The sequence below is a fragment of the uncultured Nostoc sp. genome (genome assembly GCF_937863485.1).
GTDB lineage: Bacteria > Cyanobacteriota > Cyanobacteriia > Cyanobacteriales > Nostocaceae > Nostoc.
In genome coordinates, this window is the sequence record NZ_CALMFY010000187.1 from 1 (window position 1) to 23,442 (window position 23,442).

Below are 23,442 nucleotides of genomic sequence, written 5' to 3' on the forward strand. Positions count from 1 at the left end.
GAGCCGGAAATAAGTCCCTCTCCCTACTTGGGAGAGGGATTTAGGGTGAGGGCAACAACTACGGTTCTCAAGATAGATGAGGTTTAGTAAGTTAAAAGATAAAAGTAAAAAGAGAAAAAAGACTTAATAAGTTCTGTTTTGCCTTTTTACTTTTGCCTTCTCGCACTTGATTTGATAGAAGGATGAAACTAAAAGTGTGTAGGCGTAGCCCATCGGAAACATTGCCTACACATCAACTTAGATAATTGCCTACATTCTCATATTAATTTACCAAAATCAGTAATCTCCGCCTTGAACTCAACCACTGAATAGTAGCAACAAGCTATAGGAATCCGATTTGATTTTTGAACAAAATAAACAAAAACAGCAACATTCAAGCTTAGAACTCGGAAGTTGAGCCTTTGAACTCGGAAGTTGAGCTTTAGAACTCGGAAGTTGAGCCTTTGAACTCGGAATGTCCGGTTCAGAAGTTAAAATCCTAATTTTTCCAACACTGGCTTTGTGGAAACAACGTGGCGTTCTAAACCCAGTTCTTTTGGACTAACCCCAAGTGCCAAAGCAATCAACTGGGGTAAATGCAACACTGGTAAACCTAACTTTTGCTCAATAACCTTTTCCACCTCTGGCTGACGCGAATCTAAATTTAAGTGGCACAGTGGACAAGGTGTAACTATACAGTCAGCACCAGAAGTCAAAGCGTCCTGAATATGCATCCCCGCCATCTTGAAAGATTGGGTAGTGGCATAGCTAGCAAGGGGCCAACCACAACATTGTGTCCGGCCTCGGTAATAAATTGGTGTTGCACCCACCGCCCGAAACATATTTTCCATCGCTTCCGGTTGGAACGGGTCGTCATAGGGCATGTACTTTTGGGCGCGGAGGAGATAACAGCCATAAAAAGCCGCGCATTTTAATCCAGTTAACTTCCGGGTGACACGTTTGGTAATTTCCTCTAAACCGTAATCTGTTACCAAGGCGTAGAGGAGATGTTTTACGTCGGTACTGCCGCGATAAGGTGAACAGCCTTCTTTGTGCAGCAAGCCATTAACCTGTTGAATGTAGGTAGGGTCAGAAGTCTGGCATTCTTTCAGGTGTTCGTTGACGTGACCGATAACACCTTGACAAGTGCTGCAATGGGTAAGTAAGGGCAAATTTAATTCTTCTGCTAGGGTAATATTTCTGGCGTTGACTGTATCTTCTAGCAGTTGGGAATCTTCTTTAAATGTGCCAGAACCGCAGCAAGCAGCTTTTTTAAGTTCAACCAGTTCAATTCCCAGGGCTTGGGTAAGCGCTTGAGTTGACTGGTAAAGTTCCCGACAGGCCCCTTGGGCAACACAACCGGGGAAGTAAGCGTATTTCAGGGTGTGAGATAGCATAGAAATATGTTTGGGTTAGAGCGATCGCTCTAAACAATAACTGTTTTATCATCCCTTGTTAGCACGGAAGTTCTGATGTTTGACGTTCAACGACCCTTTAACCGTCTAGGTTCAAAGTCGCAGCATCTACATATTCTTAATTGCTAGCAAGGCTGTAAATACTGATAGAGACATTGTAAAAAATTTTAGCAATAATTGGAAAACCGAAGCATTTACACGGTATCGGCGATGGCGTAGCCGGCTCCATTGCCCAAGTGTTAAGAGAAAACTTATCCTATTCTTTTTAGAAGAAAGGTTTTCTAACAGAAAAACCCTTGGCAGTATGCGGGCGATCGCGCTTGACGATAAGATGTATATGCTCAAAACAATGTCTCCTCTAAAGAGCAGATCCTAGCAAATGGTTAAGGACTTTTATTATTTATGAGCCAAACGGAACTTTTTGAAAAGGTCAAGAAAATCGTCACCGAACAATTGAGTGTTGACGATCCTGCCAAAATCACACCCCAGTCCAAGTTTATGGACGATCTAGGAGCAGATTCCTTAGATACTGTTGAACTGGTGATGGCCTTGGAAGAAGAATTTGATATCGAAATTCCCGACGAAGCTGCCGAGCAGATTATATCGGTTCAAGACGCAGTAGATTACATCAATAACAAAGTTACCGCATCAGCTTAAAAAAAGTTTTGAGTCACCGTTGGCCCTTAGCGTCTCCCCTTGGGAGAAGACCGCAGTGGCTCCCCTTCTCACATTGGGAGAGGCTAGCGCCTGCCGTAGGATGCCCAAAGGGCTGTAGGGAGAAGTTCAGATAGCTTTGTCTTGCCCCCTCTGGGCATCTACGGCAAAAACCGCTGCTTTGACTTTTGACTGAGTGCTGAGTAGTTAAAAGTTTAGAGGTTAGAGTTTTAGGAGGCAAAAGTTCGGAGTTTTCTCCATCTTCGGCTGTTTCCAAAACTCAGAACTCAGGACGGGCTAAACGCCCCGCTAACGCTAACGAAACTCAGCACTGTTTAATGCCTGCTGCTTTTTCGCCATTTTTAACTTAATCATGACAGATCATACACGTAAACGCGTTGTTGTAACTGGTGTTGGCGCGATTACACCTATAGGAAACACAGCAACAGAATATTGGAACGGATTATTAAGTGGACGCAATGGCATTGACTACATCACACTTTTTGATGCGTCTCGCCATGATTGCCGCATTGCTGGTGAGGTGAAAAACTTCGATCCACATGATTACTTGGAGCGCAAAGAGGCCAAGCGCATGGATCGATTTGCTCAATTTGGGGTTTCGGCAGCAAAACAGGCTTTATCTAACGCCCAGTTAGTGATCAATGAACTGAATGCAGAACAGGTAGGTGTGATGATCGGTTCTGGCGTTGGTGGCATTAAGGTATTAGAAGACCAGCAAACTATCTACCTCAACCGTGGCCCCGATCGCTGTAGTCCATTCATGATCCCGATGATGATTGCCAATATGGCAGCAGGATTAACGGCAATTCACACGGGTGCTAAAGGGCCAAACTCCTGTCCTGTAACTGCCTGCGCTGCTGGCTCCAACGCCATAGGAGATGCTTTTCGTCTCATTCAAGGGGGATACGCCCAGGCGATGATTTGCGGAGGAACGGAGTCAGCTGTAACACCATTGTCGATAGCTGGGTTCGCCGCCTGCAAGGCACTCTCTTTTAGTAATGATCACCCGACTAAAGCTTGCCGTCCTTTTGACCGCGATCGCAACGGATTTGTCTTGGGTGAAGGTTCAGGAATTTTAATTCTAGAAGAACTGCAACACGCCATCAGTCGCGGCGCTCACATTTATGCCGAAATGATCGGCTATGGGATGACCTGTGACGCCTACCATATCACCTCCCCCGTCCCTGGTGGACTCGGAGCAGCTAGAGCGATAGAACTGGCTCTCAAAGATGCCAGTATAACTCCCGAACAGATCAGCTATATTAATGCCCACGGCACTAGCACCCCAGCTAATGATTCAACTGAAACCTCAGCAATCAAAAAAGCCTTGGGAGAACATGCCTATAAGGTGGCAATTAGCTCTACCAAATCGATGACAGGTCATTTATTGGGCGGTTCTGGAGGTATTGAAGCAGTCGCAACAGTAATGGCGATCGCTAATGACCAAATTCCACCGACAATCAATCTGGAAAATCCCGATCCAGAGTGTGACTTAGATTACGTGCCTAACTCTAGCCGCGCTCAAAAAGTCGAGGTGGCAATATCCAATTCTTTTGGGTTTGGCGGTCATAATGTCACACTGGCCTTTAAGAAATACGTCTAAAAATTTCCCATTTTATTGCTGGTCGGCTCTCCTGAGATGACTGTGCCAAAAGTATGATAGATATCATTCCGCTATAACTTAAGCGTTCAGCATGACCCAATTATCAGCTTGATTTATCACCAGAAACTCAGGAGATCCCGCTTGTTTATCGACGAGCGGGAGTGGGATGATGAGGATACTGTGGGGAATCTAAAATAACCCCAGCAAGAGAAGCTACCAAGAGTGCTAACCCGTCGTTAAATACAAGAGATTATGACTGTTGCAACCCAATCCGCCAAACAATTGTCCGTCGAAGAACTGGCTATTAACTCGATCCGCTTCTTGGCTATTGATGCCGTAGAAAAAGCAAAATCGGGACACCCAGGACTGCCGATGGGCGCGGCTCCGATGGCTTTTGTCCTCTGGGATCGCTTTTTGAAGTTTAATCCTAAGAATCCCAAATGGTTTAATCGTGATCGCTTTGTCTTATCTGCTGGTCATGGCTCGATGTTGCAGTACGCCCTGCTTTACTTGACAGGCTATGACAGTGTAAGCATTGAAGATATCAAGCAATTCCGTCAATGGGAGTCAAAAACCCCTGGACACCCCGAAAACTTCATGACCCCAGGCGTGGAAGTCACCACCGGGCCACTAGGTCAAGGAATTGCCAATGGAGTCGGTTTAGCGATCGCGGAGGCACACCTGGGCGCTAAATTTAACAAACCCGATGCCAAGATTGTTGACCATTACACCTACGTGATTGTGGGTGACGGTTGCAACATGGAAGGAATTTCTGGTGAAGCTTGTTCTTTTGCAGGACACTTGGGATTAGGCAAACTCATCGCTCTGTACGACGACAACCACATCTCCATCGACGGTTCCACCGATGTGGCATTCACCGAAGATGTTTCTAAGCGCTTTGAAGCTTACGGCTGGCACGTCCAACACGTCGAGGACGGCAACACTGACTTAGAAGCGATCGCCAAAGCAATTGAAGCAGCCAAAGCTGTTACCGATAAGCCTTCTTTCATCAAGGTAACAACCATTATTGGTTACGGTTCCCCCAATAAAGCAAACACCGCTGGTGTTCACGGTGCTGCCCTTGGCGGAGACGAAATCGCATTGACTCGGAAAAATTTGGGTTGGGAATACGAGCCTTTCGTAGTCCCAGAAGAAGCCCTCAACCACACCCGGAAAGCAGTAGAACGTGGCGCAGGTTACGAAGACGAATGGAACAAGACTTTTGCAGACTACAAAGCTAAGTATGCCCAAGAAGCGGCTGACTTTGAACGCTACATAAGCAGCAAACTACCCGACGGTTGGGATAAAGTACTACCCACCTACACCCCAGAAGACAAAGGACTCCCCACCCGGAAACACTCAGAAAATTGCCTCAACAAACTAGCGGCAGTTTTACCTGAATTGATTGGTGGTTCGGCTGACTTAACCCACTCCAACCTTACCGAAGTCAAAGGCAAAGGCGACTTTCAAAAAGGGCACTACGAAAACCCCAACATCCACTTTGGTGTACGGGAACATGCTATGGGCGCAATCTGTAATGGGATAGCACTGCACAGTTCGGGATTAATTCCCTACGGTGCTACCTTCTTGATCTTCACAGATTATATGCGTGCTGCCATCCGCTTATCCGCGCTTTCCCAAGCTGGCGTGATTTGGGTGATGACTCACGATTCCATTGGACAAGGTGAAGATGGCCCCACGCACCAACCCATTGAAACTGTGGCTTCCTTGCGAGCCATTCCTAATTTAACGGTGTTTCGTCCCGCAGACGGTAACGAAACCTCTGGCGCTTATAAAATAGCGATCGAGAAGGCCAAGGAAAATGCTCCTACCCTGTTGGCATTTACTCGTCAAAATGTCCCGAACTTGGCAGGTACATCGGTTGAGGGCGTGGCGAAAGGTGGATACACAGTGGTGGATAGCGAAGGTACACCTGATATCATTTTGATTGCCACTGGTTCAGAATTGAGCCTCGCCGTCAGCGCAGCCGAAAAACTCACGGCTGAAGGTAAGAAAGCCCGTGTTGTCTCGCTACCTTCATGGGAACTGTTTGAAGCACAGGATGCGGCTTATAGAGAGTCCATTTTGCCGAAAGCTGTCACCAAGCGTTTGTCTGTAGAAGCTGCTAGCAGTTTCGGTTGGCACAAGTACGTAGGCACTGAAGGCGATTGCGTTAGTATTGATCGCTTTGGTGCTTCGGCTCCAGGCAATGTTTGTCTAGAAAAGTTTGGCTTTAGCGTTGATAATGTGTTTGCTAAGGCTAAACAATTGTTGGGTTAATAGCAACAGAATATTCTCGAAATTGTGTGAGGTGGGCATCTTGTCCACCTTTTTTTTACGCAGAGGAGCGTTAAGGGAGATTGTTTATAATATAGGATAATTATTTTATAAATGGAGATATTATGCCAAAAGTTGCTAATTATCATCAAGAACTGAGTAAGCACATATCACCAATCGTTGAAAAGCTAATTAAAGGTAATAGCTTATATCAAGTTAAATTAAATCAACAGGAAATGATAGAAATGTTAGTAGAACTATTTGGACAGTTCTCACCAGAGGAAATGAGAACTATTACCGAGCATGAACTGACACGCAGAATTGATAAGATTCTTGTCTTAGAAGCTGTTTCTGGTACATTAAATGATTTGACGCCAGAGCAAATCAAAATGTACGATGAAGCAGTAAAGCGAAAATAACAAAGTGACTTATTTTCTGGACACAAATTTGGATCATACAGGGAGGTTGCTACTCCATTTTCTTGTAACCACCACCCTATATTACTAAGTTGCTACCTTAGAAACTCATTTAAGACTTCTAAAGTTGTTACTAATTTCTCTTCTTCCCTTCTAAGTTGCTCTGTCTCTATCCTAACTTTGTGCAGCCTTTGCATAAGGTTATATTGAACGCTTGGTTCCTGCTCAACAAAAGTTGGAACAGTTGGTTCACTAATTGGTAGGTCTATATTATAAATATAATATTTTGCAGCACGAGAATTAAAATCTACTATCTTTCTAACTAGTCTCTTCTTTTCAAGAACAGAAAGGGAGCAGCTCACAGACTCATCACGGCGATTCAAGCGTAGAGCAATTTCCTTATAATCCCATCCCTGATCAGGATGTTGGGTTAAAAATTCTATAATTTTGTACTGAAGAGTTCCTGGTTTTAAATTAGCCTTCATTATAATTACCTAATTCTATTAAATTTACCTATTATAATATAAACAAAGTTTAGAAAGTAAGTCAAGTATCTATATTATTTTTTCTATATTTAGTTGCTCTTCCAATACTTCTATTGCTGATTTAAGCTTTCCTCGACGCTCTTCTACCTCTTCTAGCTCTTTTTTTAGTTTATTCAGTATGTTCACTAAGGCTAAATTTGGTCTTTCCTGTTCTGTGATGCTCTCCTGAACACTTTCATTGTCTAGCTTAACCTCGTCGAATGAGTTGGCTCCTATATCTGTAGTATAGAAGTACATTGCTGGATGGTCGTTAGTCTTCTGAATAGAACCATTTTTATAGAGAACCGATAGAGTACCACTGGTAGAACCAGCAGTTGCGGCAAGTTCATCAGCTATCTCGTGAAAAGTGAACTTTTTATCAGGATTGTCTCTAAATAGATTAAGTATACGCGCTTGGAAACTTCCTCTCTTTGCTCTTTTCTGTTCCAATTGTCTACTCTATTTATTAATTAATTACAAAAATATTATACTATATTATATCAAGTGTACTCTGGCAAGAATATGTTGCACCGCTGATTGTGTTGGAATTTGCCTCAGGGGATAGTTCCCAAGAACGAGACAAAACACCCATTACAGGTAAGTTTTGGGTTTATGAGCAAGCAATTAGAGTTCCCTTCTATGGCATTTATGAAGTGAACAAAGTCGGTGTCCAGGTGTATCAATTGCTCAGGAGTGAATATCAGCTAATACCTACCAATGAACGCGGACATTATCCTATTGAACCGATGGGTGTAGAATTGGGAATTTGGCAAGAGCGCTATCAGAATCTAGAATTACCCTGGCTGCGCTGGTGGGATAATCAGGGTAATTTGCTACAAACAGGATGGGAGCGATGTCTACGACGGGCTACGCCTACGCAGCAGCAGAAGCACGAGCGGAACGCTTGGCTACTAAACTAAGAGAATTAAATATTAACCTCGAGCAGTTAGTTTAATTATTTTGGCAACTATCTTTAGATAGATAGGGTAAATACTATGCGGTAGATCATTAGGAATCCTTTGCCAGTAATGAAAAAATGCAACTTTCATACCGACAACTCTTAATTGCATATTTAATTTATTTTGTCAATGTGTAATCCCCAGCATTGCTTAAGAAATCAGCAAGGCCTTCTCTAGACTGAATTTATATTCATGCTTTCAGTGGATGCAGTTATGACTTTGCAAATGCGATTATTATACATATGTACTCGAACAATAAACAGTTGCTGTTGTTCAGGTAAAAAAATTCAGATTTTATCCGACTCTAGTAACTTTGGTTTTTAGCCAATTGTTTGATGTTTTAAAAAGGTAACACAATGAATAATATCCTCAAGCGCACACTTCTACCCAGCCTCATGGCTGCAAGTCTAGCTGGTGTCACCCTAGTTCCAGCAAAACCAGCTGCTGCTGATGACCAAGTACTAAGAGATGTAGGTATTGGGGCTGTTACTAATGTAGTAACAGGAGCTGTTAGGGGACATGGTAGTGTATTAGGCAATGCTGCCAAAGGTGGTGTCACTGGTGCAGCTGTCAATGGTGCAAATGGTCTAAGAAGCCATCACCATCGTCGTAACCGGAACGTTGTTCAAGATGTCGGAGTCGGTGCAGGGGCTAGCGCATTGACTGGCGCAGTTACTGGTGATGGCAGACATACCGTTGGCAATGCTATTGATGGTGCAGCTGTCGGTGGAGCAATCCATCTATTAACCAATCATAAATAATTTCTAAATTCATCCGCTGAAATACTTTCCAACCGTTAACGAACTTATCTCTCCCTAATTCCTCTCCTTCCTAAAAGGAGCTAACCCAACCTCTCTTCCCTAGTAAGGAAGGGAGGTTGGGGGGTTAGATTTATATCGAGATAGATGCCACCGTCAATAATGGATGACGTTAGACTTAATAGTAAACTCTAACCCTTCAACGCCTTTCTAAAGTTTCGACGATAGGATTGATTTGTAATAAACAAAGCTGGCCATAGCAAAGCTAAACCAATGCGATTGCTCAGAGTTGGATTAAAATTAGTCCGCCCAAACCCATTCCAAAACTTCCAAACGCCGCCTCCGTAAACTACTATCAAAACAAAAAAAATAAAGTTACCCATTCCCATCAACTCCGTTAGTAACTGACAGAATTTAAATTAAGTTTTACCACACAAGGTAAGCACTTCATAACCAACACCGAGAAAGTATGACAAAACTCCTCACTCTCTGACATCTAAGTCAGTTAAACATACATTCTCTTATTCCAGTGTAGATTAGCCTCACGTGTTGCAGCTAGTTATCAGTGGTGGCAAGCTAGGTGAAAGGATGTAAAAGCTTTATTTCTGGGGTTTTTTGGCGATACACGTTGCTTGTATAACAATTAAGCCTATAGTTTCTAAGACAGAACAGAGCTGTAAAATGCCCAACAGAGCAGGATTAGTTCCTTGCTGTAGCTTTAATAAAATATCTTTTGCTATCGATTGCCGCAATCTGCCTGAGAACTCCAAAATTCTGTGGCACATTATCTTTATGCTTCATCTACCCAATAAAGATAATATCGTTCACTATCCACCCAGCCTCTCTTAAAATCTTTGAGCGGAACAATCTTCAAGTCATTCCGGTTGACATTCAGTTTTTTATTTAGAATCAGCAAAATTTTCTTTTGGTCACCTTGATTTTTGAGTAGAGAATTAATTTGGCTTAATATTTCAGTTTCTTCAACATCTTGACGACCTTTTTTAAATAGGGTAAAGCTTCCCATTTTTTGAAGCTCAGGATAGTAAAACTTTCGATTCAGATAACCCGATAAAGGAGCCATATTTGCATCTCGACTGGCAACAATAAACTCATTATCTAATCCAGCTTTTTGAATATATTGAGATGTTTCTCGACTGGCAGAAAATGGTACAATTAAATCTCTTGAAAAACTATAAATACCTCCTAAAAACTGGACATAAAGAATCAACATAAAAGCAATATGATGCCATTTTTGAACAAATGTAATTGAATTTGGACGAGCAGAAAACTTATCGAGTAAAACTCTAGAGTCTTGATAATAACTTCCCAGCCATAAAGCCGCTATTAGAACTAAATAGAAATGTCCAAAATGCCGAGGCATACCTATAAATCTAAAGTATGTAAAGGCAAATATCACACAATTCCCTATAATGTAGAAAAAGAAAGGAATTGGCTTTTTAGATAATTTAATCAAAGTTAAAATTACAATGAATAGAGCAATTATCGTACAAACAATTAAATCCAGCCATCTTTTGTGTTGAGGAATAATTAATAAATAACTACCAAATATTCTACCTATGCTTTTCAATAAATGACGGATATCTAATTGTATTACCCAACCATTATTTAACCCACCATAAAGATAACTATCTATCGGCGGAGTAATAATATAAAGGGATAAAATAAAAGAAAATATGATAATTAAAATACTTAAAAATAAATCGTATTTTTGGCTTTGACTAAAATACTGCTGGCGATGTTCACTATCAAAACTGAATTCAGCTAGCAAAGTCAATAATAAAGAAAATGATACGAGCAAACCATAAGCACTACTATTTGCTAGTAAACCCAATAAAATGGCCAAATAGGCATAAGTTATTTTTCTCGATAAGAAAACTGTACAAAAAGCAAAAATAAACAACATACTAAAGGCATAGTTTCGAGAAATTAAAAGATATTCATAAAAAGGAAAGAAACCAAAGGAAAACAGAAACTTTTGTTGATAGTTAAAAGGGCTATATAGGCAAAAAACAGTAACTGAAACAACAGTAATTGCCAAATGAAAAATTTGCATAATAATAGGATTATCCACTATTTTTCTCAGAAGTGCCAGAGAAAAATACCATAAAACAGGATGACCTTCATAATGGATATTTGCAACTAAATCCCCTAAAGATTCACTATCTCTGACAATAAGCCAGGGATTTAGTTCATCTCGCCACATCGAATGGTTGAGAATACCTATTAAACCAAGAACCGAAAAAATAATGATAATAAACCAAGGAGAATGAAAAGGTAATGTTGAAGTATATTTGGTAATTTTTTCGTTTAACATTGTTAGTTAAAAATGAAATTTATTTGGATCAAAGTTATATAGCAATATAGCAATCCTAAATGAGTTGTGAAAACTATCGTAGACGCGCAGCGGCTTGCCGCAGGCTACTGCTAACGCCCCTGATCTGGTAGAGAAGGTGACTTTTCTACCAGACACTACTTGAACGCAAAGCGTCTCGTAGAAAAAAGAAGAAAAGAAACAGATCATTCTCCTGATTTCTACTTATAACTTTCTGGCATACCCACTGGTGACAAACCTGCGATCGCTCGTAAGTTTTGGCAACGAATCAACTCAGTAAAATTTAAACCAGAACGCCCTTCAATTTTGGCTACCGCTTCAATTGCAGATAACAGATGCTGCGCTGCTTCAACTTCTGAATAACCGCGCCGCTGTGCTATCCGAATTGCTGCTGCATCGGCATTTAACTCTGACTCTTGAGATTTGTTAGTACGCCAGATCCGAAAAGCAGCGATCGCACTTAATCCCCCAGCTACGGCTATACCCACCACATCTGACTGTGCTGCTTCCAAGAATCCGCCTAACAGCCCGGCCAGCACCACACCTTGATAAATGTCGGGTTTAAACCACTTTACCCCCGTCAACCAGCTAACCATCTGCAACAGCAGCAAGTCTCGTTGCGGCTTGGTCAAGCGACGCCACAAATCAAAATTAATATATATCGGTCGCGCCTGATTCCAGGGTTGGGGAAAGGAGGCGTCAATCACTTTTGCCTGCTCTGGCTTACTAACGACTTTTGTCGTCATCCGACCAGAAGCAGGCATCACATCTAACAAACGGCGAATTTCAACATTTGGCTCCATAAATTTAATTATTAGCCATAATGTGCATGGTAACTATTTTAGTTACTATTCGTGTTAACCTTTTATTTGTGACATACTTTAGCAATCTTTAAAAATAGCTGTTCTATTATTGAAAACCTCTACAAATTGCGATTTGTGAATAGACCAGACAAAGCCATAAAAATATTGATCAAGCAGTTTGATAGGATGGCGGGATTTTATGGTATCGGTTTGCCCCCAAGTTTAAAACCTCAAAGTTTTGGATAACCATTGAGACTATACTTGTAACGACATGGACGTTTTTGCTACCCTCCCGCCTGAATGGACCAATAAGGCAATACATGCCTATGAGTTTTGCTGTCCTAGCTGCCACTCAAGTAGCCGAGAAGCTGAAAAAGTTTGGCTAAATCGGCGATCGCCTGTACTTACAGAAGACCGTCGTCGCAAATGGCAAGAGTTTTACTACTGTCACTGTGGTTCTGTATGGTGGGCTTGGAGTAGCGATCGCCCCCCAATAGATATATCTAATCAGCCAGATTATAATCCCACATAGGAAAGTGGATTAAATAACTTATAAAACTCTACCTGCTTACTTGAGGAACAAAATCTAACTGCATTTTAGACTCTTAGGGACTTCCAAATAAAAAAGTATCCCAAAACTGACGCAAAAATCCTCTTTCTTTCTCCTCTCTGTGTTCTCTGCGTCTGGAGTGGTAGCCTGCGACAAGCCGCTGCGCGTCTACGTTTATTTGGATAATTTATTTCTTGGAAATCCCTTATTAATCACTGTGAATAACAAACAAAAGCCCACTTTAAAGTGGGCTTTTGCTGACCTAATTCTGAGCTTTGTTTACCATCACCAATTTTAGAAGGTGAAGGTAGTACGTAGAGTGCCTACGTATTCAGTGTCGTTAGCATCGTTATGCTCTGGATTGAAGATTACCAACAAGCCAGGAGTGACTTGAATATTATCGGAAACCTTTAACTTGTAAAGACCCTCTAAGTGATAAGATATATCGTCATCTAAGTTAACATTGGCAGCAACATTTTTTATGCTGCCACCCGTAACTCTCGGTGGTTGACCAAAAATAACACCTAAGACGTTGCCTTTTCCACCAAAGTCTCTCAAAGCAAGCGATCCAGCCCAGTACCAAATATGTGCGTCTGTACCTGCATTAGCACCAGTCTGAGCATCAGCAGTTGTATAACCTCCCCAACCACTAATAGCCAACTTGCTAAATTGGAAGGTAGCTTCTACACCGTAGTTATTGGATTCGGTACGAGTGTTATTCCCAAAGGGATTGTTGGCAAAAGTACTACCTGTACCTTGGAAAAGGTTGTTGTTAACATTATTGTTAACAAGATCAGTTTGATAAGTGCGGGCGTAGGTTAGACCAATGTTAAAAGCTTTGGTGAGTTGGAAAGATAACTGACCAAATATAGCGTTATCACCATCCAATAGCCCATTATTAAGGGTAGGGTCATTAGCAGTCCTAGCTATATAAGCACCAGTCAAGCTGATAGGGCCATTAGGATTGAAGGTAACAGTCAAACCAGCGCCACCTTGACCTTGACGATATATGGGGCTGAAACGTCCATAGCGGGAGAGAGCACCTCTAGCAGAGCTAGCAAAGTCAGGGTTGAAGGTATTAACGTTTTCGTATAACTCAGCATTAGTAGCATCAACTTTGATACGCACTGCATTATTAAAGTTGAAAGCATAATTGAGTTTATCGATTACAACAGAGTTGTTGTTATTACCGTCAAAGGCCAAGCGGGTCATGTTAGTACCGCTCACAGCAGCATTAGAGATGGTGTTGTTAGCATTCAGACGAATTTGCAACTGGTCTTTACCAGTGAAACTGCTCAACAAGTTCAAACGAACGCGGTCAGAAAAAGTAGTGTTAGAATCCAAGTTTTGAGTCGGATTACCACCAGGAACTGCTCTATTGTTACCAAAAACATCAGACACGGCGAAAACTGCTTCTCCAACCAACTTGGTAGTAGTAGAGAACTGATTGGCTTCCAACTCAGAAGTGCGAGCTTCTAGTCCATCTACACGACCACGCAGGGTTGCTAGTTCAGCAGAATATTCTTCTTGTAAACGCTGTAAAGTAGCCAGGTCTTGTTTAGTGACCAAATCGGCTGTAGCTGTAGCAATCAGTTCGTTAACCCGATCTAAACAGGCATTCAAACCTGCGGCAAATTCATAACGGGTCATAGCCCGGTTCCCACGATAGGTACTGTTGGGATAACCTGCAATACAGCCGTAGCGCTCAACTAGAGATTGTAAAGCTTGGAATGCCCAATCCGTGGGTTGCACATCCGAAAATTGCGAAACTGATGTTACCTGACTCATGCTGTCAGAGTCTTGAGCTTCAGATAACTGGGCAACATTTGTTACCTGTTCGTTGACTTCAGCGGCTAAAGCACTATTTGCAACGAAAAATGTAGCAGCGACAATAACCGGACTAACCTTAAAAAGATTCCAGAATCGTTTTGTCATGTTTTTTAGCTCACTCACACCTACTAATCCAATCATCGTAAAATGCTTATAACACTTTACTTTCAGGAATTTTACACACAATCACAGTCCGGATTATACCTTTATACTGTGATAAATACAAGTCATTTAATATAGTGCTGAACTATAATTTTCAATTAATTTATTTGGTAAGCGCAAAATAATGCGGCGTTTGTGACGTAAAACTGTTCCTTTTTCCTGCAACTGTTGTAGGAGTCGGGTAACTGTTATTAATATGGTATTTAACACTTCAACAATATCTTGATGGGTAACATAATTATCAGGGAATCTCGCTATTTACAATGATTAAGAAACTCTAATGATTTGGATCAAAATTTACCTGTATATCTGAAGGTGTATTCTTCTGAATCAGAGCTAGGGACTAACTCCAAATCTTTTCATGGCAACAACTTCTGGTTTAAGGTATCTATCAGTAAGATAGACCGGAATTTTTCAGTTATTTATCTGTTACTTTAATTGTGCAAGTTTAAGAAAAGGTAAGCTTTTAGTAAAATATTTAGTTAACTTATTTTAATAATTTGGTATTTTCTGAAGACTGAGTAAGTATGTAGGCGCAAATAATTATGAAGATATAGGGTGAAATGGCGCTTACTAAATCGCTGGATTTAGCTCCCCGACTTCTTGAAGAAGTCGGGGAGCTGGGCAGCACGTCAATTAAGAGCGTTGACCGGTAACAATATATGCTACCCTTTGACCAATATTAGTGGCATGATCTGCCATGCGTTCCAGACAACGAATTGCCAGTGCCAGCAGCACAATTGGCTCGACTACCCCTGGCACATCGCGTTGTTGAGCTAAAGTCTGATAAACGCGATCGTAGGCATCGTCTACAGTATCATCTAGGTGCTTTAAACGGCGTCCACCAGCCTCATCGAAATCTCCCAAAGCCTTCAAGCTAGTTGCTAGCATCGCCTGCGCGTGAAGGGACATAGCTTCAATATCTGGCAAACACGTATGAGGCGCATAAGGAAAAATTTTAATCGCAATCTCAGCTAAATCCTCAGCATAATCGCCAATGCGCTCTAAGTCTCGCACCAACTGCATAAAGGCACTCAAGCAGCGCAAATCTTGTGCTGTAGGCGCTTGCAGCGTCATAATCGCCGTACACTCTGATTCTATTTGCCTATAAAAGCGATCAATCTTTTTATCTAATCGGGGAAGTTCCTCAGCTGCTGTTAAGTTACGAGCAAATAACGCTTGGTGGCTGAGGCGAAATGATTGTTCTACCAAAGCACCCATGCGTAATACATCCCGTTCTAAGCGCCTAATGGCGCGTGCGAGTTGGGGTCTTTGAGGATTGGGAGTATAATCGACAGCTTTCACACTTGTTGTCTCAAACGTGAAGATATAATTAACTATAGTCTTGGCTTAAGGAGTTTGCCATAACTTCATGAAATTGGAGTTGCATCCACGCACCGCCAGTTTCTGGATGGTTCATAGCTTTGATTGAACCACCGTGGGCGAGAAGAATTTGCTCAACGATCGCTAATCCTAAACCATTGCCAACGATCGCCCCTATGGAGTTACCATCTTGGGGGAAATGGGTTCGCGCTTTATCTCCTCGATAAAATCGCTCAAAAACGTGGGGTAAATCTGCCTCAGAAAACCCGACTCCAGAATCAATCAGATTTATTTCCAGCATTGGGGAAGCCCCATCATTATCTTTTGTTGATAAGATTTTTGTTTCAACGTGAATACTTGTACCAGGAGGACTGTACTTAATGCTATTGTCTAGCAAGTTGAGAAAAACCTGGTAAATACGGGCTTCATCTGCCTTAATCCAAAGATTTTCTAGGCCAGAATAAGCAAGAGACAAATGTTGGCGCCCTGCCAAGGGTTCTAGTGTTTCCCAAACAGATGCAATTAGCGATCGCAATTCTACAGCTTTAGCTTGCAATTGCATATTTGGGTTTGCTTCCATTTGGGTAAGTTCTAACCAGCTTTGCACTAAGTTAATCAGCCGATCAACTTCTTGCATTAGGCGGTTAACCCAGCGATCTAAAGGTGGTTCCAAGCGGGTTTGTAGCGTTTCTACAACCAAGCGAATCGATGTTAACGGCGTTCTGAGTTCGTGTGCTAGATCAGAAAAAGAGCGATCGCGTATTTGATTTATATCTAATAGGGGTTGACGATTTTCTAAAAAGACTCCCACTTGTCCATTGGGTAAAGGCAAGCTAGACGCCCGCAAAGCCAAAGATTTTATTGTTGCCATCTCTGCCGCATCATCACAAGATGGATGAAATATCCATTCTCGCGTCTGTGGTTTTTGTCGATCACGAGTTTGCTCAATTAAATGGTCAAGTTCGTAAGACCTTACCAACTCTAGTAACAAGCGCACCTGTTCTGGTTGCCACCTTTGCAGATACAAAATTTCCTGCGCCTGCTGATTGCACCACAGCAGTTGATTTTCTTCATCCACCTGCAAATATCCCACTGGTGCAAAATCTAGTAGGTCTTGGTAAGTTTGCAACGACTGCTGCAAATCTTGCCGCTGCTGTTTCACCATCGCTATTTCCTGCCGCAACGCAGGAATCAGCAGCAGTCCCATCTTGTCAGAGTGCGAGGTTAACGGTCGGAGTAAGCGCCCCAGGTAGCGATTAAGTTGAACCTGTTGCCAAACCCAAAACCCAATGCCTACCGCTAAACCCAGAAAAAATCCCAATAAAAGCATTTGAGTTGTTAGTTTCTTCGTGACTACTAAAAACTAACAACTATCCAAACTAATTATCCAAACCTATAGCCAAAACCTCGGACAGTCACAATATATTCGGGATGACTGGGGTCTTGCTCTAATTTTTCGCGCAACCACCGAATGTGAACGTCTACGGTTTTACTATCGCCGACGAAATCTGGCCCCCAAACCTGGTCGAGCAATTGTTCCCGTGACCATACCCTACGGGCATAACTCATAAACAGTTCCAGGAGGCGGAACTCTTTGGGAGAAAGATTCACCTCTTGACCACGAACCAGCACGCGACATTCTTGGGGATTCAATGTGACATCCTTGAATTTTAATACTGGCAGTTGTGGTAAATTACTTAGACGTTGGCGGCGGAGTAAAGCGCGGCAACGAGCCACTAACTCACGCATACTAAAGGGTTTGGTCAGGTAATCATCTGCTCCCACCTCTAACCCCAGAACACGGTCAGTTTCACTACCCTTAGCACTGAGGATTAAAATAGGTACTGGGTTTCCTTGATGACGTAGCAAACGGCAAATATCTAACCCATTGATTTGAGGCAGCATCAAATCAAGAATGATCAAATCAAAGGGAAGTTCTCCTGAATTGGTTTCAAAACTTTTGAGATACTCTATAGCAGACCGCCCATCGGGGGCAGTTATCACCCGATAACCTTCCTCTTCCAGGGCTACAGCTAGCATTTCCTGGATTAATTCTTCATCTTCTACTACTAGAATACGGCTGGTTTGTCCAATGTCCGTTGTGGCAGAATATTTGGTCGATTCACTGGTATACATTGATATCACAAAAGTCTGGGACTGTGCCTGTATCAATTAGAATGATTTAATCTATTATGTCGCCTTAGTGCAACCGTGCTTCTACTAGAGTTTATTCTTTTAGATTTTCTTTACAAAAAGTAACATATACCACAGCACCCTCCTAAATCATAATCTCTGTGGCTGCAAGCTTCTAATAGTCTTTTAATTAAGGACTTTGCATATTCAAATTCCTAAATAGCTTCATTCTGTCTTAACAATGGGGAGCAGGTGATAGGTGATATAACGATTCTCATTGGAATGATGTACACGAGTCGGGACACGCCATTGCCCATTGCTATCAACTTAAGGTGAAAGCCAGTCTAGAACCAGCTTTTAGAGATTGTCTCGAAAAGAAGTCTCTGACTGGGAATGCCTAATGAGAGGCTCCGCCTCAAAACTAGCGGCAGAGCCGCAATTGAAGAGCATTTCCAGCCTCTGGCTGGAAACGAGATTTTAAAGGAGTTTTGGCTTAAGTTGACACCTATGGGCATTGCCGTGTCCCTACCTTGTACCTGTCTTCATCTGTGGTTAATTATTTTTTCCGTACTTTACCCATGCAGGAACCGCTATAGAAAAAACATTTTCATATTTTGTTGTGTGACGGAATTGCATGAAGGGTTGTCTTGACAAGAGCAGGTTAGGTTAGGTATATTTATCTTAGTACAAAAATACTATATTTTGAGTGAAAGCTATAGTGCTTCTCGTTTGTATGAAATACACTCTAACCTCTCTTCTTTTAGGAGAAAGGCTTTGAATCTTACTCCCCTTGTCTTATAGCGAAGGGGCTGTTCTTGTTAGGTCTTTATTAGACCTCAACTGAGAAACGCTATATACCTGAAAAACAGAAAGACATAGGCGTGGAAAATTCTTACCCCACCTAAGTGTGAGATATTGGTTATTTCAGTATTTCCACTGGGTTAAAAATGTTTATTCAAAGGCTACCCTGATATCTGCATAGGGTAGTCCTTGAGTATGGCTTGCTACCCCATAAATCATTGCTATTGAAGGGAGTTGGAAGATGACTACAGTTGGAGTCAAGGACAGCAAACAACAACTAATGCAAGCATTTCAACAAATTATTATTCAAAGAAAAAAGCTGGAATCTAAAATAGCAACTAAACAAGAGGAAGCAGATAAGGCAAAAAGTCAAGAAATTTTGCAAGCAGCTTCTGCATATACAGTTGATAGTATTGTCAAAGGTTTAGCTGATTTACAATTGGAGTTTGGTAGTATTCTCAACGCATTATCTGAAAAACTAGCTCAGGAAAACTCTAAGTTAGATGAATTAAACCGAGCTATAGAAATTGAAACTCAACGCCTAGAAGAGCTTCAAAAAATTAGAGTTATAGCGGATAGTCTAGACATTTTAAGTCAAGAACATCAAGAAAAATTAAAAACCTTAGAACAAGATACTATCAGTAAAAGGGAAGTATTAGAAAAAGAAATTACAATCAGGCGGAAAGAATGGCAAAAAGAACAAGCAGAGTATGAAGAAAAACTTCAAGCATATAACGATTTATTAGCTAAAGATCGCCAGCAAGAACAAGAAGAATCTCAGTATAAGTTAGAAACTACTCGTAAACTTAATGCAGACAGCTACGAAGCGAGAAAACGCCAACAACAAAGGGAAATACAAGAAAATTCTCAAAAGAAAGAGAAAGATTGGGCAGAACGAGAAAAGCTATTCGCTGAACACCAACCACTCTTTGGAGACTATCAACAAAAAGTAGCTACATTTCCTAATGAACTGGAAGAAGCAGTTAAGAAAGCTAGAGAAGAAGCTATTAAAGAAATAAGCCAAAAAGCTAAAATTGAAGCTGATTTATTTGAAAAAGAATGGGAATCTAACAAACAGAGTTATGAACAAAAAATTCTATCTCTGGAAGAAACAATTAAGAAACAGTCTGAGCAAATAGAAGGTATTTCTGCTCAATTGCAAACTGCATTAAAACAAGCACAAGACTTAGCCCTGAGGGCTTTTGGTAATTCTAATTCAAAATAGTTATAAGTCTGTAGTGTAGCATCTTAATCATTTTTAATTCCTAAACAGGAGATTTATTGTGGTGGGAAAAAAACCGACTGATAAGAATACTAAAGTAGAAATTCTTCAGGCATATGAGGAGTTAACTAAAGAAAAAGCAGCGCTAAAATCAGAGTTTGATCAAATTGCCAAAGAAAACAAGTCTGTAACTAAAGAACAGCCTAAATTAGAACAAAAAATAGCTATGAATCAGCTTTCTAGTGTCCAACAAAAGATGAACAATACAATTGAAAGCTTGGCGAAGATTCAATTAGGTTTTGGCAGTGCTGCTAATGAATTATCCGAACAGCTAACCATAAAAGCCTCTAAATTAGAAGAAATCAGGCGAACTTTAGAAGAAGAAATCCAACAATTAGCACAGTTGCACAACTTGGAAATTTCTGATGATATCTTGGATACTCTCATCCAAGCTTATGAAGATAATACTAAAGCTTATCAGGAAGAATATAGCCAGCGTTCTGAAGTATTATTCCAACAAATACTAGAGCAAAGGAATACTTGGGGAAAAGAACAAGAGGAACAGCAACGGGCGATAAAAGAACAGAATGAAAACTCGAATAAAACTCGACAACGCGATGCGTCAGAGTATAAATATAATTTAGAACTCCAGCGACAACTAGGAAGTGACGAATATGAACAAGAGCAGAAAGCACTATATAAGCAACTGGAAGAATTACTACAAGTAACAGAAAAACAGTGGGCTGAACGGGAGAAAGCAATTTTTGAGAGAGAGAAACAATTTGAAGAATTAAAAGCCAAGGTAGAGGCTTTTCCGAAAGACAAAGAAGCAGCTATAAAAAAAGCTACAGAAGAAGGCAAAGGCATCGCCCACTACCAAGCTAAAGTAAAATCAGATTTATATTCTAAGGAAGTGGAAGGGCAAAAGCGTTTCTATGAACAAAGACTGCAATCTCTAGAACAAACTATTACTAATCAAGAGACTCGGATTCAAAATCTTTCTAAACAACTTGAATCTGCTCTCAAACAAGTTCAAGATTTGGCAGTTAAAGCTATTGAAGGTACTTCAAATGTTAATTCATATCAGGCAATCAAAGAAATAGCTTTAGAACAAGCGAAGACTCAAGCGAAAAACAAATAAGCTGATTTCTTTTTCATAAGAATTGTAGAGACTTAATTTAATTTAAGTCTCTACAAAGAACTATAGCAGTTCTAAATGATTTATGAAATTCTCTATTTATTTTCTTCTCAACTGCTGGAGAGGCTGAGTTTTGACAACTCAAATAGGATTGCTATATAACGCTTTTTATTCGGTTTTACTTGGTTTTTTGATGTCTGGAGGAGGTTGTGGTTTCTTTTTCTTTGTTACGGTAGCCTGTGTTAGCTTAAATGCTTGGTTGGAATTTGGTTCTTGAGTAGACATAAGACTAAATTTTTAAATCTACGACAATATTATCTACACCACGGGTATTGGAGATTACAGAAATATATCACAGAAAATTTAAGTTTAACCAAAAAAAGTTAGTAGATAATGTTACCCCTGTAGGAACCTTCAGTTTTAACGGGATAAATATAAATCTTAATATATGAGTCAGCGATCGCTTGGCGGCTGGATAAAATAGGTAATGTAAAATGATATCCGGGAATACTGACCATACGGCTTAATCCTTAACGCCTAAGTATCTAAGTTTCCCACTAGGAAAGACAATAGAAACTCGTCTATGTGGTGAGGATGCTATCAATCACAATCTCTAACACCCCTTGATAGTAAGCAACTCGTGCAGCGCGATGTTCTCCAAGTTCCTCTAAAATTGCTTCAAACTCTGCCCAACTGATCTCGCGCAATGTCAAACACTGCCCTGGGTGAACGTCGATCTGGCGCAGTTGCAGTGTCACAACCATTTTATCCTCCGTACCCTTCACTGTTTAGCTAAAACAAATAGCCAGACTGGTTAAGAAAGCCACCACTGGACTCGATACTCCGAGTCAGTGTGTGGATGTCACCAAATACACAGAAAATGTCAAGCAAAAGTAGAAAAACCTAGATTGGGTGGAATATCCTGAATCCGCCCAGGGCCGATCGCTCGTAATGCTTCTTTGAGTAAAATATCCCCAGTATACAAGGCACGTCCGACAATCACACCAGTTACACCTTGAGGTTCTAACGCCAATAAACTCAACAAATTGGTGACAGAACTTACCCCGCCAGAAGCAATTATCGGGATGGAAATTACCGCTGCAAGTTCTTGCAAAGCTTCAAAATTAGGGCCTGTGAGTGTACCATCTCGGTGGATATCTGTGTAAATGATGGCGGCTGCGCCCAATTCTTGCATTTGTACAGCCAGTTGGGTTGCTAAAACTTCCGAGGTTTCTAACCAACCGTGAGTTGCTACTCGCCCGTTACGCGCATCAATGCCAATAATAATCTGTCCAGGAAACTCTTCACAGAGTTGTTGCACTAGCTGAGGTTGTTCTACAGCGATGGTTCCGAGAATTGCCCACTGTACGCCTAGATTGAATAATTGTTGCACGCTGGTGCGATCGCGCAATCCTCCACCAATTTCAATGGGTACTGACACCGCATGAGCGATCGCTTCAATTGCCCCCAGGTTTACTATTTTACCTGCCTTAGCACCATCTAAATCAACTATGTGTAATCTAGTAGCACCCTGCGCTACCCACTGTTTGGCAACATCAGCAGGATTTTCGCTAAAAACTTGCGAGCGATCGTAGTCTCCCTGATACAGTCGCACACACCGACCTTCTAGTAAATCAATCGCTGGAATTACATCCATTTACTTGTTCCTCATAACTCAATGCAATCAAACCGCTAGCTATAGCTGAACTTACTATTTTTCATTTTTCATTTTTAATTGCCTTACAGCTTGCCCAAAACCCACCACAAGCAAGATGTTAGAAAGGGTCAAAAATACTTCTGCACCGCCGTGCAACCAATCTACATTGGCCAAAGACTTGCCATAATGCAATACAGCATAAATCCCTACCGGGATGGTAACGCCAACAAAGACGAGAGTGCCGTAAAATCCATATAGCGCTAAACGCGGCATTTGCGGACTGCGGCTGATAAACCACAAGAAACCCAAGTAGGGAAACAGTGAAAGCGCAAATAGGGTTTCTTTAGAAATCATTGCTCTGATTTAATAGGTTTTGGTTCAACAGTGTCAGGAGATTTGGTAGAACGCCAAATCAAAAACGCCGCTGCCCAAAGCGTAAAATTACCAATTAATGTCATGGTAGCTTGCAGCGTTACCAGCCATTCTAAAGATTCGGCGTTATCAAAATAATGCCAGGTACAGGCACACATGGCACTGACTAAAGCTGGTAACATGGCAAGGGATAATCCCCACCAATTGCGATTACCAGTGAGTTCGCCATAAGTCCAAATTAACCAAATGGCGACAATCCATTCAATAACGCTAGAAACATGAATAATCCAGGTGGGAATCGATAGAGCGTGCATAAGAAAGTTAGGAGACGCGATTAATCGCGTCTGTACAGGGGTCAGGAGTAGAGACGCGATTAATCGCGTCTGTACAGGAGTCAGGAATTTTCTTGTTTTTCCATAACTTGATCTTCCCACAAGAAAATTCATCTTTCGTTGGCAGGATGGTAGACATCCCATCAACTCTTTAGAAAAA

At 41.3% G+C, this 23,442-nt stretch carries 21 protein-coding genes and 3 pseudogenes; 9 read left to right on the plus strand and 15 right to left on the minus strand.

All coding sequences use genetic code 11. The features are described from left to right. Positions 1-470: 470 nt before the first annotated feature. The gene (locus Q0541_RS25115) at positions 471-1,376 is read right to left on the minus strand and encodes a CoB--CoM heterodisulfide reductase iron-sulfur subunit B family protein (RefSeq protein ID WP_298917196.1); all 906 of its coding nucleotides are present in this window, start codon (positions 1,374-1,376) and stop codon (positions 471-473) included. Between the two features lie 420 nt (positions 1,377-1,796). Here Q0541_RS25115 and acpP point away from each other — a divergent pair, with 420 nt between their 5' ends. The 4 genes from acpP (at position 1,797) to Q0541_RS25135 (ending at position 6,368) form a co-directional block, all read left to right on the plus strand. After that, a complete protein-coding gene (acpP, locus tag Q0541_RS25120) occupies positions 1,797-2,051 on the plus strand; it encodes an acyl carrier protein (protein ID WP_273768562.1) in 255 nt (84 codons plus the stop codon). A gap of 370 nt (positions 2,052-2,421) precedes the next feature. Then, positions 2,422-3,672, plus strand: coding sequence for a beta-ketoacyl-ACP synthase II (fabF, locus tag Q0541_RS25125; RefSeq protein ID WP_298917202.1), 1,251 nt, complete (start codon positions 2,422-2,424; stop codon positions 3,670-3,672). A 252-nt stretch (positions 3,673-3,924) separates the two neighbouring features. After that, a complete protein-coding gene (gene tkt / locus Q0541_RS25130; protein WP_298917204.1) occupies positions 3,925-5,952 on the plus strand; it encodes a transketolase in 2,028 nt (675 codons plus the stop codon). A 122-nt stretch (positions 5,953-6,074) separates the two neighbouring features. Continuing rightward, positions 6,075-6,368, plus strand: a complete 294-nt coding sequence (locus Q0541_RS25135; protein WP_298917207.1) for a hypothetical protein — start codon at positions 6,075-6,077, stop codon at positions 6,366-6,368. 92 nt (positions 6,369-6,460) lie between these two features. Here the strand turns inward: Q0541_RS25135 and Q0541_RS25140 are convergent, their stop codons facing one another. Then, positions 6,461-6,850 carry a hypothetical protein gene (locus tag Q0541_RS25140; RefSeq protein ID WP_298917209.1) on the minus strand — a complete coding sequence of 130 codons (390 nt, stop codon included), beginning with the start codon at positions 6,848-6,850 and terminating at the stop codon, positions 6,461-6,463. Between the two features lie 69 nt (positions 6,851-6,919). Then, positions 6,920-7,339 carry a hypothetical protein gene (locus Q0541_RS25145; RefSeq protein WP_298917212.1) on the minus strand — a complete coding sequence of 140 codons (420 nt, stop codon included), beginning with the start codon at positions 7,337-7,339 and terminating at the stop codon, positions 6,920-6,922. A gap of 56 nt (positions 7,340-7,395) precedes the next feature. On the opposite strand from Q0541_RS25145, the pseudogene Q0541_RS25150 reads away from it, so the two are divergent. Together Q0541_RS25150 and Q0541_RS25155 are read left to right on the plus strand one after the other, a co-directional pair. Further along, positions 7,396-7,844 (plus strand): annotated as a pseudogene (locus Q0541_RS25150) (Uma2 family endonuclease); the annotation flags it as partial. A gap of 360 nt (positions 7,845-8,204) precedes the next feature. Then, positions 8,205-8,609: a hypothetical protein gene (locus tag Q0541_RS25155; protein ID WP_298917214.1), complete on the plus strand. Its 405-nt coding sequence runs from the start codon at positions 8,205-8,207 to the stop codon at positions 8,607-8,609. A gap of 188 nt (positions 8,610-8,797) precedes the next feature. On the opposite strand, the gene Q0541_RS25160 is transcribed toward Q0541_RS25155, so the two are convergent. From Q0541_RS25160 to Q0541_RS25170, 3 genes are all read right to left on the minus strand, one after another. Beyond that, on the minus strand, positions 8,798-8,989 hold the full coding sequence (locus Q0541_RS25160) for a hypothetical protein (protein WP_298917216.1): 192 nt from the start codon (positions 8,987-8,989) through the stop codon (positions 8,798-8,800). 407 nt (positions 8,990-9,396) lie between these two features. Next, positions 9,397-10,941 (minus strand): hypothetical protein, encoded by a 1,545-nt coding sequence (locus Q0541_RS25165; protein ID WP_298917218.1) that lies wholly within the window; start codon positions 10,939-10,941, stop codon positions 9,397-9,399. A 218-nt stretch (positions 10,942-11,159) separates the two neighbouring features. Then, positions 11,160-11,762, minus strand: a complete 603-nt coding sequence (locus tag Q0541_RS25170; RefSeq protein WP_298917220.1) for a DUF3318 domain-containing protein — start codon at positions 11,760-11,762, stop codon at positions 11,160-11,162. 271 nt (positions 11,763-12,033) lie between these two features. Between Q0541_RS25170 and Q0541_RS25175 the strand changes: the two genes are divergently transcribed. Further along, positions 12,034-12,294 carry a hypothetical protein gene (locus tag Q0541_RS25175; protein ID WP_298917224.1) on the plus strand — a complete coding sequence of 87 codons (261 nt, stop codon included), beginning with the start codon at positions 12,034-12,036 and terminating at the stop codon, positions 12,292-12,294. Between the two features lie 312 nt (positions 12,295-12,606). Here the strand turns inward: Q0541_RS25175 and Q0541_RS25180 are convergent, their stop codons facing one another. The 5 genes and pseudogenes from Q0541_RS25180 to Q0541_RS25200 form a co-directional block, all read right to left on the minus strand. Continuing rightward, positions 12,607-14,247, minus strand: a complete 1,641-nt coding sequence (locus tag Q0541_RS25180; RefSeq protein ID WP_298917226.1) for an iron uptake porin — start codon at positions 14,245-14,247, stop codon at positions 12,607-12,609. A gap of 126 nt (positions 14,248-14,373) precedes the next feature. Continuing rightward, positions 14,374-14,538: pseudogene (locus tag Q0541_RS25185) on the minus strand (helix-turn-helix domain-containing protein); the annotation flags it as partial. Between the two features lie 402 nt (positions 14,539-14,940). After that, entirely contained in the window at positions 14,941-15,609 is a 669-nt protein-coding gene (phoU, locus tag Q0541_RS25190) for a phosphate signaling complex protein PhoU (protein WP_298917229.1), read from the minus strand. A 28-nt stretch (positions 15,610-15,637) separates the two neighbouring features. Further along, the gene (locus Q0541_RS25195) at positions 15,638-16,957 is read right to left on the minus strand and encodes an ATP-binding protein (RefSeq protein ID WP_298917232.1); all 1,320 of its coding nucleotides are present in this window, start codon (positions 16,955-16,957) and stop codon (positions 15,638-15,640) included. A 53-nt stretch (positions 16,958-17,010) separates the two neighbouring features. Beyond that, positions 17,011-17,763, minus strand: coding sequence for a response regulator transcription factor (locus tag Q0541_RS25200; RefSeq protein ID WP_298917235.1), 753 nt, complete (start codon positions 17,761-17,763; stop codon positions 17,011-17,013). A gap of 1,039 nt (positions 17,764-18,802) precedes the next feature. Between Q0541_RS25200 and Q0541_RS25205 the strand changes: the two genes are divergently transcribed. Next, the gene (locus Q0541_RS25205; protein ID WP_298917238.1) at positions 18,803-19,786 is read left to right on the plus strand and encodes a hypothetical protein; all 984 of its coding nucleotides are present in this window, start codon (positions 18,803-18,805) and stop codon (positions 19,784-19,786) included. A 58-nt stretch (positions 19,787-19,844) separates the two neighbouring features. After that, positions 19,845-20,924 (plus strand): hypothetical protein, encoded by a 1,080-nt coding sequence (locus Q0541_RS25210; RefSeq protein WP_298917241.1) that lies wholly within the window; start codon positions 19,845-19,847, stop codon positions 20,922-20,924. A gap of 605 nt (positions 20,925-21,529) precedes the next feature. Here the strand turns inward: Q0541_RS25210 and Q0541_RS25215 are convergent. The 4 genes and pseudogenes from Q0541_RS25215 to Q0541_RS25230 form a co-directional block, all read right to left on the minus strand. Next, positions 21,530-21,685, minus strand: a pseudogene (locus tag Q0541_RS25215) (Uma2 family endonuclease); the annotation flags it as partial. 119 nt (positions 21,686-21,804) lie between these two features. Then, positions 21,805-22,578 carry a 1-(5-phosphoribosyl)-5-[(5-phosphoribosylamino)methylideneamino]imidazole-4-carboxamide isomerase gene (gene hisA, locus Q0541_RS25220; RefSeq protein WP_298917244.1) on the minus strand — a complete coding sequence of 258 codons (774 nt, stop codon included), beginning with the start codon at positions 22,576-22,578 and terminating at the stop codon, positions 21,805-21,807. A 54-nt stretch (positions 22,579-22,632) separates the two neighbouring features. Then, on the minus strand, positions 22,633-22,932 hold the full coding sequence (locus tag Q0541_RS25225; protein WP_273768584.1) for a DUF3593 domain-containing protein: 300 nt from the start codon (positions 22,930-22,932) through the stop codon (positions 22,633-22,635). Then, entirely contained in the window at positions 22,929-23,264 is a 336-nt protein-coding gene (locus Q0541_RS25230) for a DUF2499 domain-containing protein (RefSeq protein ID WP_298917360.1), read from the minus strand. Before Q0541_RS25230 ends, Q0541_RS25225 begins: the two co-directional genes overlap by 4 nt. Between the last annotated feature and the right edge of the window lie 178 nt (positions 23,265-23,442).

Excerpts from the sequence above, each read along its gene's own strand:
- Q0541_RS25165 (WP_298917218.1), bottom strand. The coding sequence starts at position 10,941 with ATGTTAAACGAAAAAATTACCAAATATACTTCAACATTACCTTTTCAT.
- Q0541_RS25225 (WP_273768584.1), bottom strand. The coding sequence starts at position 22,932 with ATGATTTCTAAAGAAACCCTATTTGCGCTTTCACTGTTTCCCTACTTG.
- acpP (WP_273768562.1), top strand. The coding sequence starts at position 1,797 with ATGAGCCAAACGGAACTTTTTGAAAAGGTCAAGAAAATCGTCACCGAA.
- Q0541_RS25195 (WP_298917232.1), bottom strand. The coding sequence starts at position 16,957 with ATGCTTTTATTGGGATTTTTTCTGGGTTTAGCGGTAGGCATTGGGTTT.
- Q0541_RS25175 (WP_298917224.1), top strand. The coding sequence starts at position 12,034 with ATGGACGTTTTTGCTACCCTCCCGCCTGAATGGACCAATAAGGCAATA.
- Q0541_RS25160 (WP_298917216.1), bottom strand. The coding sequence starts at position 8,989 with ATGGGTAACTTTATTTTTTTTGTTTTGATAGTAGTTTACGGAGGCGGC.
- Q0541_RS25200 (WP_298917235.1), bottom strand. The coding sequence starts at position 17,763 with ATGTATACCAGTGAATCGACCAAATATTCTGCCACAACGGACATTGGA.
- Q0541_RS25140 (WP_298917209.1), bottom strand. The coding sequence starts at position 6,850 with ATGAAGGCTAATTTAAAACCAGGAACTCTTCAGTACAAAATTATAGAA.
- Q0541_RS25180 (WP_298917226.1), bottom strand. The coding sequence starts at position 14,247 with ATGACAAAACGATTCTGGAATCTTTTTAAGGTTAGTCCGGTTATTGTC.
- fabF (WP_298917202.1), top strand. The coding sequence starts at position 2,422 with ATGACAGATCATACACGTAAACGCGTTGTTGTAACTGGTGTTGGCGCG.
- Q0541_RS25155 (WP_298917214.1), top strand. The coding sequence starts at position 8,205 with ATGAATAATATCCTCAAGCGCACACTTCTACCCAGCCTCATGGCTGCA.
- Q0541_RS25205 (WP_298917238.1), top strand. The coding sequence starts at position 18,803 with ATGACTACAGTTGGAGTCAAGGACAGCAAACAACAACTAATGCAAGCA.
- Q0541_RS25170 (WP_298917220.1), bottom strand. The coding sequence starts at position 11,762 with ATGGAGCCAAATGTTGAAATTCGCCGTTTGTTAGATGTGATGCCTGCT.
- Q0541_RS25230 (WP_298917360.1), bottom strand. The coding sequence starts at position 23,264 with ATGCACGCTCTATCGATTCCCACCTGGATTATTCATGTTTCTAGCGTT.
- Q0541_RS25115 (WP_298917196.1), bottom strand. The coding sequence starts at position 1,376 with ATGCTATCTCACACCCTGAAATACGCTTACTTCCCCGGTTGTGTTGCC.
- tkt (WP_298917204.1), top strand. The coding sequence starts at position 3,925 with ATGACTGTTGCAACCCAATCCGCCAAACAATTGTCCGTCGAAGAACTG.
- hisA (WP_298917244.1), bottom strand. The coding sequence starts at position 22,578 with ATGGATGTAATTCCAGCGATTGATTTACTAGAAGGTCGGTGTGTGCGA.
- Q0541_RS25135 (WP_298917207.1), top strand. The coding sequence starts at position 6,075 with ATGCCAAAAGTTGCTAATTATCATCAAGAACTGAGTAAGCACATATCA.